This is a genomic window from Sphingorhabdus pulchriflava, from assembly GCF_003367235.1.
Taxonomy (GTDB): Bacteria; Pseudomonadota; Alphaproteobacteria; order Sphingomonadales; family Sphingomonadaceae; genus Sphingorhabdus_B; species Sphingorhabdus_B pulchriflava.
In genome coordinates, this window is record NZ_QRGP01000003.1 from 35458 (window position 1) to 48967 (window position 13510).

Genomic DNA, 13510 nt, shown 5'->3' on the forward strand with positions numbered 1-13510 from the left:
TTAGCCCGGGCAAGGGATACTGGCGCTTGCCTTCTCAATCTGAACGTTGCGGATGGTCGCGACAAAACCGCCGGTTGCTTCCATTCTGAATGGCGATCCGACTGCGCCAAGATTTGCGCCTACTGCGCTGAAGCAGCGAAGCGGAATGCGTGTTTGTGTGGCTTTCCCGGCCTGCTGCGTGCGCAGCAGCTTCTGAACGTCGATCGCTGCACCACCAAAAGAGATCGTGACCGCTCCGGTCGACGGTTGGTCGATGCGCCAGTCCAAAAGCAACGCATAGCCTTCATCGGCCTGCTGGGTCAAATTTACCGCTGCTCCTTCAATTGCCAACGTACCTTTGCTGTTCCACGAAAACTGCCGTGCATCTTCCTGTGCTGAAATGTCCACGGCACGGGCGCTGACCGAGCCATCGAGCGTAATCCGCCATGGGGCGGGTGCCTTGCCCCGGATCATATAGAGATTCGATGGATTCATTGCAGACAGGTCGACACGTGGGTCTTCGTTCACTGGTGCCAGGGTGCCGCGATGTGCGTAGTCAATGCCGTAGCCGACCGGGAATAATGGCTCGGTCAGCGGTGCGCGGGCATCGGCTGGCCATGCAAAGGGTAGCCGCCCGGTAAAGTCGCGCAGCGTTTTGCCATTAGCACCCGCCACCAGAACATCGGCTATGCCGCGCCCCTGAGTGCCGGGCAGCCATGCCGCTACAAAGGCATCGGCTTGATTGAGAAGCTTGCCGGTAAACATCGGGCGGCCTGATAGAAATATGACAACGACCTTCATGCCATGTGCTTTCAGTCGCGCGATCAGTTCCTCCTCACCGGACTTCGGTTGAAAAGCCAGATTGGGTATATCGCCTTCGAATTCGGCATAGGGTTTTTCGCCTATGACGACGATGGCGAGGTCGGGTTTGGTCTCAAACTGTCCATCCACCGCTATCGTCGCTTGTCCGCCGTTCGAGCGTACGGCGTCGAAAATGGCACGACCGATGGTTTGGCCGTTTGCAAAGTCCTTTGCTGCAGTGTCGGTGCCTTGCCAGGTGATCGTCCAGCCGCCGGCCTGCATCGCCATATCATCCGCTCCGGGCCCGGCAATCAGAACGCGCGCACCCTTGCGGATCGGGAGGGTCGCTTGGTCGTTTTTCAGCAGCACCAACGACTTGGAAACTGCCTCGCGCGCCAATTCCAAATGCTCTGGCGCGCCAACCAGTGCGGTGTTTCCGCGATCTACCCGGGCGTCGCCCATCAATCCCAGCTTGAATTTGACGCGCAAAATGCGGCGGACCGCATCGTCAATTCGCGACGCCGGGATCACTCCTTTTTTGGCAGCGGTAAGCGTCGTTGCATAAAGCTGTTTCCAGCTTTCCGGAGCCATATACATGTCGAGCCCGGCACTGATTGCAGCGGGACAATTGGTAGCCGAGCAACCCGCAACCTGGCCGTGACCATTCCAGTCACCAACGACCAAGCCAGCAAAACCCATGCGGCCTTTCAGCACATCAGTAAGAAGTGTTGCGTTGCCGTGGTGCTTTACACCGTTCCAGCTCGAAAAGCTGGCCATAACGGTCAGCGCTCCGGCATTGATGGAGGCCGGATATCCTAGCGCATGCTTTGCGATCAGTTCGGCTTCACTGATGCGTGCGTCGCCCTGATCGCGTCCATCCAATGTACCACCATCGGCCAGAAAATGCTTTGCCGTAGCGGCGACCTGACTAGTTCCCAACGGAACCCCTGCAACTAGCGGCCCTTGTAAGCCAAGCGTCATTGCGCGGGCATAGTCGGCAACAACGGCTGGATCGGATGAATAGCCTTCATAGGCCCGGCCCCACCTCAAATCCTGCGGCACAGCCAAGGTGGGTGCGAATGTCCATTCGATACCGCTGCCGGCAATCTCCGCAGCGGTTGCTGCACCGATGCGCTGGATCAGGTTCGTGTCGCGTGCGGCACCAAGGCCGATATTGTGCGGGAAAATCGTTGCTTCAGGCAGGTTGGAATGGCCGTGTACCGCATCTACGCCAAAAAGGATCGGGATAGCGGCGCCCGATTTTCTGGAAACGGTGCGAAATTCGCTAACCAATTTGGCCCATTTGGCAGCACTCGCCCGTTCGTCGCCATAGGGGCCGGAATTGCCGCCCGCCAGAATCGAACCCAGCGGATAGCGCTTCAAATCCGCAGGTGTAATCGCACTGATATCCGCCTGGATCAGCTGTCCCACCTTTTGCGTTAGCGTCATTTTTGCCAACAGGGCATCAATCTGCTTTTCTGTCTTTGCATCGGTAATGGCTGCTGGGCTGCTCGCCTCGGGCCACAGCGCAGGATTTGCCCGGGCTTCCGGCGGGATTGCCTCTCCCGGCTTGGCTAGACTCAAAGACGGCGCAAACCCCAGCAAAGTAAAGGCAAGCGCGACGGTCGATTTCTTGGCTAGCATCTATCCTCATCCGTCGTATTTGTGAACGTTCTCATAGCTTGGTTCGCATGGACGGATGGTAAAATCAAGGGGTATCGTGGAGCGATAGATCACGGCTTAAACATTGCCAAATGGCTTGATGGCAGATCATTTGGATAAAGCGAAGCATCAGGGCCGCTAATCAAAACCCCCGTTATCGGGAATTTGCGGCGTCGATGAATTTTCTGAAAATTCACCAATCCGAAAAAATGAACTGAATAAATGAAAATCAACCCCGTACACTGTAGAATCTGACGGGGTTCTGGGAGGGTGTTGCGCCCCCTTGGGTGGCTGATTCGCAATGTTTCAGCACCAGTCACGAATAGCAGCGACCGAAGAAATCAATCAAGGCGATTCGAAGATGATTTGGATTTTTCCATAATGGAAAAATTTCTAGAAATTCATATGAAAAATATATGATTGATCTATATTATAATAAACGATGAATTTTCTGCTGATTTTTCCAGTACGGAAAGCCAATTTAATATTACTTTGAATTTGAATTTTTCAGCAAACATATTTGCTTGACCATTTTCTCGCGATGAATAGTTATTTCCATATGAAAGAAATTAGACTTCCATCCTATGAAGAATCGATCGACATCCTTCTCGATGAGGAAGGTCGATTACCTATCCACGAATTGGCCGAGATCGCTTATTTCGACCGGCGGAGTAGCAGCGGTTGCGAGCTGGCTAAGCAAGAGGCCATAAGCGAGATGCTCGCGGAGCGCGGCGTGATGCCGAGATTTCCGAACACACATTTCGATGAGGCGATAAGTCAGTATCAAAGCTTCGACCCCAAAGATGCAGCAGAAAGCATTTTGGTCATACAGATGATGACGGTCCACAAACATGCGATGGACCTGTTTCGAGCCGCGGCCAACAGTTCAATTTGCGCTGACGAATCGATAAAGCTTTACAATCAAGGCAACCGCTTGATGAAAACATATTCCCAACAAATGGCAGCGCTCGGTAAGCACCGCGTTTTCCGAATGAAAAAAATGTTGCTTCAAGAGCACTTGGCGGCCTTGGAAAACGAAAAATCCAAATCGATCAAAGTGTCGTCCGGTGCGATCGATGAGTTTGTTTCCCCCGCTTCCGATCAATTGAAGCAGATCACAAAATCGTGAGCGGAGACCATCCCCGCAATATCGATGGCATGCGGCTAGCCCGGCGCTGCGGGGCCAAGACAAGGAATGGCGGCTTCTGTGCTACGCCTGCAGTGAAGGGTCGTGCGCGATGCCGCATGCATGGCGGTGCAGTTGGGTCCGGCGCTCCAATGGACAATCAGAATGCGCTGAAGAAGGGGTTGTATACCGCCAAGGCAATTGCCGAGCGACGCGAAATCGCCGCGCTCATTCGCGAATCCCAAGCATTCCTCAAAAGCCTGCGCGAGAAGCAGTGAAGCGAAACCAATGATCGAAAGCGCCTGGCGCGTTTGAAATCTAAGTAGTGCAGATCATTTTGGTGCGTGAATGCGAATACCAGGCGCATCATCGGGCGAGCCGATAAACTCGATGCCGGCGGCTTCGAGTGCAGCTTGGATTTTATGAAGTGTATTTGCGTTTGCGTTGGGGATGCCTCGCGATGTTTCAAGTCTAAGGACGGTTCGTGTTGCAACGCCCGCATAGTCAGCGAGTTGTGAAGTAGTCCAACCTAGCGCAGTTCGCGCAGCTCGAATTTGAGCTGAAATTATCATTGACGCTCCATTATTGTCACTTTAAGTGACAATAATGGCACCTAAAGATCACCCTTCTAATTTGTATGATTGGCGCAAGGAATTCAAGCGCCTTGAAGGTGCTTACGCTCCAGCGACAATCAAGGCCTACTACACCGATCTTTCCGACTTCGAGAATTGGTGCGTGGTCCATGCCCTGCAGGCCTTTCCCGCAACGCCACTGACAACGAGTATGTATCTGGAGAGCATGATGCCGAGCCATTCGGTCTCTACAATCCAGAGGCGTATGTATGCTATCAGCCGAAGCCACAAACTTTTGCGCTTGCCAGACCCGACCCGCGACGAAGATGTGCACCTTGCGATGCGAAGGATCATGCGCAGTAAGCGTTGTCGTCCGAAGCAGGCGAAAGGGCTTACCAAAGAGTATCTCGAGAAGTTCCTTGAGGTGCAGCCCGATAACCCTTGGGGCATCCGCAACCGAGCAATCATATCATTGGGGTACGACATCCTCGCTCGCCGTTCAGAACTGGTAGCGTTGATGTCGGATGACATAGAAGAGCGGCGTGACGGCACTCTTCGGCTGATAATCAGGCGCGGCAAAACGGATCCATTCGGGATGGGCCGTCTTGCGTTCACATCGAAAAGGACCGCGCAGCTGGTTGCAGATTGGCTCGAGTGGCGTGGAGCATGGATAGAGCCACTATTCTGTGGTATATATCAAGGCCGTGCTATCAACCGTGCGCTCGGCCCCGACACCATCAAACTGATAGTCAAGAACACAGCCCGAGACTGTGGCCTAGCGAAAATCGAAACCGATGCATTCAGCGCGCACTCATTGCGCGTTGGGGCTGCTCAAGATCTGCTGCGCAATGGCCATGATACTGCTGCCATCATGCGCGCCGGAGGATGGAAGTCTGTCGATGTCATGGCTCGCTATCTTGAGTTCGCTGAGCATAATGTGTGGGCTTAGAAGGAACTATCTGAAATTCGAAACCGGGTGACCGAGCAGCACCCGCATCGAAGTGCTGCAACAACTTGCAAATATGAAAGTCGTTTTTGCGTCGCGAAACGGCGTTGCCACTGCCGCGCGTAACCGCTATCGCGCGCTGCGATGCCTTGGTTGTTCGCTCAAAGATTTGCCAAATTGCTTCTCGAATTGCCGAGAGTTCAAAAGCGAACCATCGCAATTTCCGTCGACATATTGCTGTGCCTGTTCACGGTTGCACTAGCATATCGGTTGCGGCTGGATGCGTGGATTTACCCCATCGGGAACCAATGGCTGTCTTATGTGACGGCGGTTGTATTGGCGATCCCGATATTCGTCAGGTTCGGATTGTATCGAGCTATCTTTCGCTATGTTGGTTGGTATGCCTTAAGTGCCGTGACATTGGCATGCCTCCTGTACGGAGCCGTTTACGCCCTGATATTTTCCGTTATTGGCGTAACACTTGTACCACGGACTACTGGCTTTCTGCAGCCCATCCTGCTCTTTATCGCTATCGGCGCATCACGTGCAGCAGCCCGTTTCTTGCTCGGAGGAGGTTACGCCGCGATCCTTGGCAACTCAACGCGGCGTCGTGTCCTGATTTATGGAGCGGGATCTGCGGGACGCCAATTGGCAGGCGGCTTGGCGAACAGTCAGGAAATGCAGGTTGTGGCGTTTGTGGATGATGACGTCTCGCTCCATGGCAACCATTTGAATGGCAAACCCATATTTGCGCCGGACAAGCTAGAGACGGTCATAGAGGACCTGGCCATCAATGATGTGCTTTTGGCCATCCCATCCGCAACGCGGCAGCGTAGAACCGAAATTGTAGATGGTCTTAGAGGGCATGATGTTACCGTTCGCACTTTACCGGGCATCTTCGAGCTCGCCGATGGCAAGGTAACAATAAGTGATTTGAGGCCACTACAAATCGAAGATTTGCTAGGTAGAGATCCTGTTCCGCCAGAGCCGTCGTTGATGGCAAAGTGCATAGCAGGAAAACGGGTTCTTGTTACCGGTGCCGGCGGCTCGATCGGGAGTGAGCTGTGCCGACAAATTCTTTTACAAAATCCGTCCCATTTGGCCCTGATCGATAATAGCGAGTTTAATCTTTATACGATCGAACAAGATTTGGCAGCTTTTAAGCCTGCGAATAACGAAACCGTCATTGTGCCCGTCTTGGCATCGGTGACGGATCGCTCTCGCATGGAAGAGGTAATTCGGCGCCACTCGCCCGCTACTGTTTACCATGCCGCAGCATATAAACATGTACCATTGGTCGAAACTAATCCTAACGAAGGCGTCCACAACAATATTTTTGGAACACGCACAGTCGCGGAACTCGCCGTAAAATATGGTGTGGAAGACTTCGTACTCATTAGCACGGACAAGGCCGTTCGCCCACCCAACATCATGGGCGCTACCAAGCGTATCGCTGAGATGGTGCTGCAGGTGATGGCAGAAAAATCGTCAACAACCCGCTTCTCGATGGTGCGTTTTGGCAATGTGCTCGGGTCTAGCGGATCAGTCGTGCCATTGTTCAAAAAGCAGATCGCGGTGGGTGGCCCCGTGACAGTAACGCACCCCGAAGTGACTCGCTACTTCATGACGATCCCTGAGGCAGCACAGCTTGTCATCCAGGCGGGAGCGATGGCAACGAGTGGTGATGTGTTCGTTCTCGACATGGGCGAACCCGTAAAGATCATCGACCTTGCAAGACGAATGATCGAACTATCCGGCCTGCAAGTGAAAGAGGGGGAGAAGGATGACGGGATAGAAATAAGGATCACCGGTCTAAGGTCGGCCGAAAAGTTGTACGAGGAACTTTTGATCGGCGAAGAACCGATGGAGACGCATCATCCGCGCATAATGCGCGCACGTGAGCCAGTTCCCAATCCCTCAGAATTTGCAGCATTCATTTCGGAATTGAATGCAGGATTTTTTTCGCTCGAGCATATCGAACTGAAGCAGTTAATTGGAAAGTTGGTACCTACGGTTAAAAATCCCGAGTAATAAGCTTAAGCAGTGGCTTCTTCCAAAACAGCTTGGATTGTTTCGCAATACAGTGACAGTTGTTCGTCGGTGATCGTAGGATGTGTTAGAAACATCAGGCTGGTTTCGCCCAACCCTTTCGCTACCGGCAAACGTTCTTCTGGGCGCCACAGCGTCCCTTCGAATGCTTTCTCCAGATACACTTCCGAACAACTACCTTGATACACAGGCGCACCGGCAGCAACGCAAGCCTCTACAATTCGGTCCCGCGACCAGCCACTTTTGAGCTTAGTGGGTTCGACATAAGCATATAGCCGATAGAATGCATGCGTATGTTCAGGTTCCGGCAACGGCACTCTTATTCCGCCGGGAAACTCCACCAAAACGCGAGCTATTGCATTCGCAATCTCCGTTCGGCGGTTGTGCCATTCTTCCATACGGCGCAATTGAATCCGGCCGATCACCGCCTGTATTTCCAGCATGCGCCAATTCGTTCCGATACTTTCATGTAACCAGCGAAAACCGGGTTGGTGCTGGCGATTGTAAACGGCATCCCAGCTTTTACCATGATCCTTAAAGGACCACATGCGAGACCACAGCGCCTCGTCATTACAAGTAACCATCCCGCCTTCTCCGCCGGTAGTTATTATCTTGTCCTGGCAGAAAGACCATGCTCCTACATCACCCATCGAACCAACGGGTTGACCGCGAAAACTAGCGCCATGCGCTTGGGCGCAGTCTTCAATGACCTTCAGATTGCGGTCTTTTGCCAAACGCATGATCGCATCCATGTCGCAAGGCCAGCCGGCAAGGTGGACAGGTATTATTGCACGCGTGTTTTCGGTAAGTACAGATTCAATGGTCTCAGAAGTTATTAAGCCACTGTTACTGTTAACGTCAGCAAATACCGGACGAGCGCCAGCATTCACAACACAACTTATCGAAGCTATGAAGGTACGCGGCGTAACGACGACTTCATCGGTCGGTTTGCCGCCATATGCCGAGCCTATACCAAGACCCTGCAACGCAAGATCAAGCGCGAGTGTCCCATTTGCCAATGCAATTGCGTAATCCGTTCGCGACCACGCAGCAAACTCACGTTCAAATTGACGGCCCTCTTGGCCGGTCCAATAGTTAACCCGGTTTGATCGCAGCACAGAGGTGACTGCTTCAGCCTCCTCTTCGGAAAAGCTCGGCCATGGGGCGAGGCTTGTATTGAGCATTCCTTTACTTCTCCAAAATCCGGGCGGGGTTACCCACCACGGTCACGCCGGGTGGAACATCTTTTGTTACCACAGCCCCCATACCGATTGTGGCACCCTCTCCTATTGTGAGTGGTTTGTCCGGCGAGCCTTGCCTTAGCACCGCACCGGTACCGATATATGCATGGTCAGCAATGTGCACATTGCCATTGCACATCACGCCAGGCGCAAAAGTGACGAAGTCACCAATTCTACAGTCGTGCGCAACATAAGAATAAATGTTGGCGTGAAAACAACGACCAATGACAATATTCGATGTTAATGTTACAAAAGGCTGCAGTATGCAGCCTTCTCCGATTTGGATATCATCGCCGGTAAAAATATTGGAAGCAGTTACATCAAACATCGGAATACCAGCTTCCCGACAGCGGTCGGCAAGCAGTAAGCGGACACGCGCATCTGCTATTGCGATTACTACGGATTTTTCCGATGAGTTCAAAGCAAGAAATTCAAGCCATTGATAAACTGGGTGACCATTTATTGGTCCGGCAATTGAGGCGCTGTCATCAACAAATACTATTTGAGCGCCTGCTGCTTTCGAACTTGATCTGATGACAGGAACCACTTCCCGACCGAAACCGCTTGCGCCATACACTCCGATTACTTTGTTCATGGCTTGCTGCCCTCAAATCTTGACATCGTGGCTTCTCCCGCGCCGCTGATACCTTCGCGCTTCACTACTTTCCCGATCGTCAGCAGCAGAATCCGCATGTCGAGCCAAAAACTTTGGTGATCAACATACCACACATCCAGCGCAAATTTATCTTCCCAACTCAATGCATTGCGTCCGTTGACTTGTGCCCATCCAGTAACACCCGGCCGCACTTCATGACGACGCATCTGCTCGGGGGAGTAGAGCGGTAAGTACTCCATCAGCAACGGCCGAGGGCCAACCAAGCTCATTTCGCCCGTAAAAACATTCCACAGTTCAGGCAATTCATCTAAACTAGTCGAGCGAAAAAACTTGCCTAGTTTGGTGAGACGCTCCCCGTCCGAGAGTATTTGTCCATCAGGCCCATAAGCATCACGCATAGTTCTAAATTTAAGCATCATAAAGCTTTTCCCATCCATACCCGGACGCAGCTGCTTAAAAAGAACAGGCGCGCCCATGTTCAGACGGATCAAAATGGCGACTAAACAGAAGAAGGGCGCAAGTAGGACAATTGCCACAACTGCAATCACTATATCAAAAGACCTTTTTAGCATTACTGTGTCCGCGGAATGACCGACCGGAAAACTTTTTCAAACAGGCTGATGCCCTTTGCGATCGAAAGGGTACTTCGATAAAAATCACTAGCATTTTGGCCCATTGTTGCTGTCGCTTCAACAGGAAGAGAAGCCAGTTCCATTATTGCATCTGCCAACGCTGGCGGATTTTCGGGATCGACGACTAACCCACACTTCGCGCTTTTTACGAGTTCAGCTGCATCCCCTGAAACGGCCATAATGATAGGTTTCCCAGCCGCCATATAAGCCTGCGTTTTCGAAGGGATCGTGATGTCGAACAAAGGATCATTGCGCAAATGCACAAGCATACAATCGGCATGAGCCAGATATGGGCCGACTTCGCTCATGGGAACATGTGGAAGGAAACTCACGTTGCCCAGCTTCTTGTCAGCCACTTGTTTTTTCAGAGTGGCAACCTCCAGACCTCCTCCCAAAAGACAGAATTCTATGTCCTTTCTTTTACGACCGACAATTTCCGCTGCCTCAATAAGATTTGAAAGCGCTTGCGCTCGACCCATATTGCCTGCGAACAGTAGCCTGAATTTGTTGTCTTGCGTTTCCGGAAACGGATCAGCCAATTTCTCGCTTACAATCGAAGCTTCATCGGCCCAATTGTAAATCACACTCACCTTGTCGGCGGGAACGCCGCGGTGTTCCAAAAGTCTTTTGAAGCCCGGCGATAGCACAACTATATGGTTAACCTGTCTATAGAGCCAATTACATGCAGTGCCAACGAGCCTGACAGCGTTTTCATTCCCGATCATGCCTGTCGCACGTAGCGTATCCGGCCACATGTCCTGGATATCAACAACTGTTGGCGTTCGTCTGAAAATTTTAGCCACTGCTGCGGCAAGTCCCACGGTCAACGGGGGATGATAAACATATAGAATATCTGCTCGTTTGGCGAAAAACGTCAGATAGAGTGCGGCAGACAGGAAAAAACTTACATAATTGGCCGTTCTACCAATTGCGTTGCGATCATGACTGGGGAAGATAGGCAGACGTGTAATGGCGATTGAATCGATTACTTCCCTTTGTATAGGACGGATTTTATATCCATCATACAGTTTTCCGCCGGGATAGTTGGGGAACCCTGTTACAACTTCGACATTAAAGCCTTGTTGGCGCAGTTCGCGCGCGAAAAGCAGCCCTTTGAACGTCGGCTCAGGATCAAACCATTGTGTGAGCAAAATTAATCGGGGAGGGTGTCGTTTCGACGGCATCTCGTTGTGACTCTTTTGCTTCCATTTTGGCGCTCGGAACATTGTTTGAGCCACCTCAACGCCGCCAACCCGCTTCCTTGATGGCCGAGAGCTCTAGCGATTCTCTATGGAATTTGCAATATTTGCTGCACTGGCTTGGTGGATGCGAATAGGAAGCAAGTTGCATTATAGCAATTGGCGCACCTGCGGCTTCTGTCGTCCAGCGGCAAAGCCAGATCAGCAATCAGCACTTGGCACAGCGTAGATCGGTGGCTATCGGGAAGCCCGAAGTCGCTCCCGAAACTCATCTTCGAATATTGGTGAAAAACGCGGTGAAGCTTACACATAACCTGCCCGCAAGGAAAGATAGAGCTACCCTGTGAGACTTCTACTTTATGCTGCGGTTCCCAACCCCGAGATGCTATGCCAAGGTTTCTACGCGGCAGAGGTCGATGGGCTTCGTCAGCAACCTGATATTGTATATGTTGATGTAACCAACCGGCTGGGCGATGTATGGAACCTCGAGTATGACGGCCTGATCAGCTATTTTTATTCTTACACGGCATTCGCTGCCTTGATTGCTCGAATAAGAGGAAAACGCGTAATTGCTACTGGTGGCGGCGAACAACTGTTTCGTTCAATGGCACCTAGTTTTCGCGTTTACATGATCCGTTTGGTTCTATTCTGGCTTTCGTTATTTTGCGCAAATCGAATTCTGGCAACCTCATCGACAGACTATGAGCGCATGCGCAAAGTCGGATGGTTTCGTCGCTCGGCAATCACCCTCAGCTTTCATGGCGCACGCGCCGTAGATCTGTTCCATCGATGCAATTTTTCGTCTGACCGCAATCCTAGTTCAATGATTACGATTTGTGGGATGGACACTGAGGAGAATATCCGACGTAAAGGTCTATTGCGGGCGATTGATTTATTGGGATATGTGCGCGAATGTGATCCAAAGGCGTCTCTTGTGGTGATTGGACGTACTACCTGCGCGCACGTTGTCCGCAACTATGCCGCAACTCGCTTATGCGCCGACGCAGTAAAATTTGTTGGCTATGTTTCGGAGGAAGAAAAGCTTCTTCTGCTCAAGAATTCTCGCTACTATATCCAATTGTCAGAGTATGAAGGCTTTGGAATCGGTGCGCTAGAAGCGATGGCGATGGGTTGCCAAGTCATTCATAGTAATGTCGGCGGCCTAAAAGATACCGTTGCCCAATATGGGATCATTCTGCCGCTGGACAGCGCCCCGGAAGTTGATGTTAGTCAGCCATATAATATCGATGACTGGCCTGAATTTGAGAGTCACATGGCCCAATTTACAGTCAATCGGAGGGCGAGTGCGATCCTTGATGCGCTGAAGTTTTTATGATGCGTGAACGCAGCCTTCGTTCCAATTCGGTGTCGAGTCTACTTGCAAGTGCTGGCGTATTCGCCATCACCTTAGCAGTTTCGGCGCTTTTGGCGCGGACAATTTCAGCGCAGGATTTTCAGACCTATGCCACCGCGGTAGCATTTCTTCCGCTCGCCTTGCTAGTGTCTCAGTCTATTCGAAATTGCGCTGGTAGCGCCTTAATTGTTGCTGTGCAGAAAGCGGACGGGATCGAGGTGGCGCAAGCCTACCAACGCCTGGTTCTGTTTGCCGTGTTTCTCGTTCTAGCTTGCGGTGCAATAATCATTGAATTGCTAAATTTCCTCTCTTTAGTACCCGAAATTGATCAAGGGCTGCTTAGGTTCGGGCTTTACTGCGTTTTGATCAATGTATCTGGGTTGGGTCTAGCAATTCTCGTAACCGGGCCGGCATCAGCTGGGCAGAATTTCGTTCCAGAAAACTTACTGAAGCTCATGCCCCAGGCGCTCATGCTAATCTTCTTCATTGCCATTTTTGTTATAAAACCGAGAGAGACGCTCTGGTGGATTTTCATTGCAGTGGCAGTCTGTCCTTGGCCCCTTACGGTGTGTCTTTTGATGCGATACCATCGCGTGGTGGAGGCATGGTTTGGAAAGCGTCTCTCGAGATCAAAGCCGGCGTCGGTTCTTGTCGATCAGGGCGCAGTGTTCCGGTTCTTATTTTTTTCCACCGTCTCCGTCGGATGGTGGAATGTTACGGCATACTTTGCCACCACTGTCACTGTTGCCATTGTCGCATTAGCCTTGCCGCAGTATGTGGTCGGCTTCGGCATGGCATTTAGCCTTATTGGAATCCTATCCGGGGGTTTAGTCGCCGTTTCTGCGCCGCTTGCCTCACGTGTAGCTTTGATCGCGCCAGCAGATACAGCCGCGCGTGTCTCGGCTTTCCGGCAATATAATCGCTACTCTATGTATTACATTGCTGCTGTTTCGGCGGTCGTCTTGCTTCTGCCCAAGACCGTGTTTGAGCTCTGGGTCGGTCCGCAATATGCCGGTGATGTACAAATGATTACATTGTGCCTTATCCCGGCAACGATGTTGCGATTACAAACAACGTGTTTCACTCTGTTCGTGATGAGCATCGGGCGGCAAGCCACTTTATGGCTCAGTCCATTGATGGAAGGGATAATCGCTACTCTAGCAAGTTGCGTGCTTGTGACGGTTCTCGGTTTTGAAGGAATTACGTTGGCATTGACGATGTCTGCGGCGCTACGGCTCGCAATCACGCTTGGGCATGATATCAAGTTGAATCAGGATCTTTTTCCCATTGGATGGAAAGATCTACTAATACCAAAACTGGCGCAGGCGTGAAA

The 13510-nt window shown here is 51.7% G+C and carries 12 protein-coding genes and 1 pseudogene; 7 read left to right on the top strand and 6 right to left on the bottom strand.

Going from position 1 to position 13510, the window contains the following annotated elements:
* A complete protein-coding gene (locus DXH95_RS14290; protein WP_115550237.1) occupies window positions 1-2424 on the bottom strand; it encodes a glycoside hydrolase family 3 protein in 2424 nt (807 codons plus the stop codon).
* 577 nt (window positions 2425-3001) lie between these two features.
* Between DXH95_RS14290 and DXH95_RS14295 the strand changes: the two genes are divergently transcribed.
* The 3 genes and pseudogenes from DXH95_RS14295 (at window position 3002) to DXH95_RS16335 (ending at window position 3846) form a co-directional block, all read left to right on the top strand.
* Window positions 3002-3571 carry a hypothetical protein gene (locus DXH95_RS14295; RefSeq protein ID WP_147291752.1) on the top strand — a complete coding sequence of 190 codons (570 nt, stop codon included), beginning with the start codon at window positions 3002-3004 and terminating at the stop codon, window positions 3569-3571.
* Window positions 3572-3600: 29 nt separating this feature from the next.
* A pseudogene (locus DXH95_RS16385) lies at window positions 3601-3696 on the top strand (HGGxSTG domain-containing protein); the annotation flags it as partial.
* A 24-nt stretch (window positions 3697-3720) separates the two neighbouring features.
* Window positions 3721-3846 carry a hypothetical protein gene (locus DXH95_RS16335; RefSeq protein ID WP_275401838.1) on the top strand — a complete coding sequence of 42 codons (126 nt, stop codon included), beginning with the start codon at window positions 3721-3723 and terminating at the stop codon, window positions 3844-3846.
* 54 nt (window positions 3847-3900) lie between these two features.
* On the opposite strand, the gene DXH95_RS14305 is transcribed toward DXH95_RS16335, so the two are convergent.
* Entirely contained in the window at window positions 3901-4140 is a 240-nt protein-coding gene (locus DXH95_RS14305; protein WP_115550239.1) for a helix-turn-helix domain-containing protein, read from the bottom strand.
* Between the two features lie 34 nt (window positions 4141-4174).
* On the opposite strand from DXH95_RS14305, the gene DXH95_RS14310 reads away from it, so the two are divergent.
* Together DXH95_RS14310 and DXH95_RS14315 are read left to right on the top strand one after the other, a co-directional pair.
* Complete coding sequence (locus DXH95_RS14310) at window positions 4175-5089, top strand: tyrosine-type recombinase/integrase (RefSeq protein WP_115550240.1); 915 nt, start codon at window positions 4175-4177, stop codon at window positions 5087-5089.
* 141 nt (window positions 5090-5230) lie between these two features.
* Window positions 5231-7117, top strand: coding sequence for a nucleoside-diphosphate sugar epimerase/dehydratase (locus DXH95_RS14315; RefSeq protein ID WP_115550241.1), 1887 nt, complete (start codon window positions 5231-5233; stop codon window positions 7115-7117).
* Between the two features lie 5 nt (window positions 7118-7122).
* Here the strand turns inward: DXH95_RS14315 and DXH95_RS14320 are convergent, their stop codons facing one another.
* Genes DXH95_RS14320 through DXH95_RS14335 form a run of 4 tightly spaced genes read right to left on the bottom strand, consistent with a single transcriptional unit; the run spans window position 7123 to window position 10850 of the window.
* Window positions 7123-8319, bottom strand: a complete 1197-nt coding sequence (locus DXH95_RS14320) for a DegT/DnrJ/EryC1/StrS family aminotransferase (RefSeq protein ID WP_115550242.1) — start codon at window positions 8317-8319, stop codon at window positions 7123-7125.
* 4 nt (window positions 8320-8323) lie between these two features.
* The gene (locus DXH95_RS14325; protein WP_115550243.1) at window positions 8324-8971 is read right to left on the bottom strand and encodes an acetyltransferase; all 648 of its coding nucleotides are present in this window, start codon (window positions 8969-8971) and stop codon (window positions 8324-8326) included.
* Window positions 8968-9564, bottom strand: a complete 597-nt coding sequence (locus DXH95_RS14330; protein ID WP_115550244.1) for a sugar transferase — start codon at window positions 9562-9564, stop codon at window positions 8968-8970. Before DXH95_RS14330 ends, DXH95_RS14325 begins: the two co-directional genes overlap by 4 nt.
* Complete coding sequence (locus DXH95_RS14335) at window positions 9564-10850, bottom strand: glycosyltransferase family 4 protein (protein WP_220272299.1); 1287 nt, start codon at window positions 10848-10850, stop codon at window positions 9564-9566. The genes DXH95_RS14330 and DXH95_RS14335 overlap by 1 nt, the downstream gene beginning before the upstream one ends.
* Window positions 10851-11166: 316 nt before the next feature.
* Here DXH95_RS14335 and DXH95_RS14340 point away from each other — a divergent pair, with 316 nt between their 5' ends.
* Together DXH95_RS14340 and DXH95_RS14345 are read left to right on the top strand one after the other, a co-directional pair.
* Window positions 11167-12159, top strand: a complete 993-nt coding sequence (locus tag DXH95_RS14340) for a glycosyltransferase (RefSeq protein WP_147291753.1) — start codon at window positions 11167-11169, stop codon at window positions 12157-12159.
* Entirely contained in the window at window positions 12156-13508 is a 1353-nt protein-coding gene (locus DXH95_RS14345; RefSeq protein WP_115550247.1) for a polysaccharide biosynthesis protein, read from the top strand. Before DXH95_RS14340 ends, DXH95_RS14345 begins: the two co-directional genes overlap by 4 nt.
* Window positions 13509-13510: the final 2 nt, after the last annotated feature.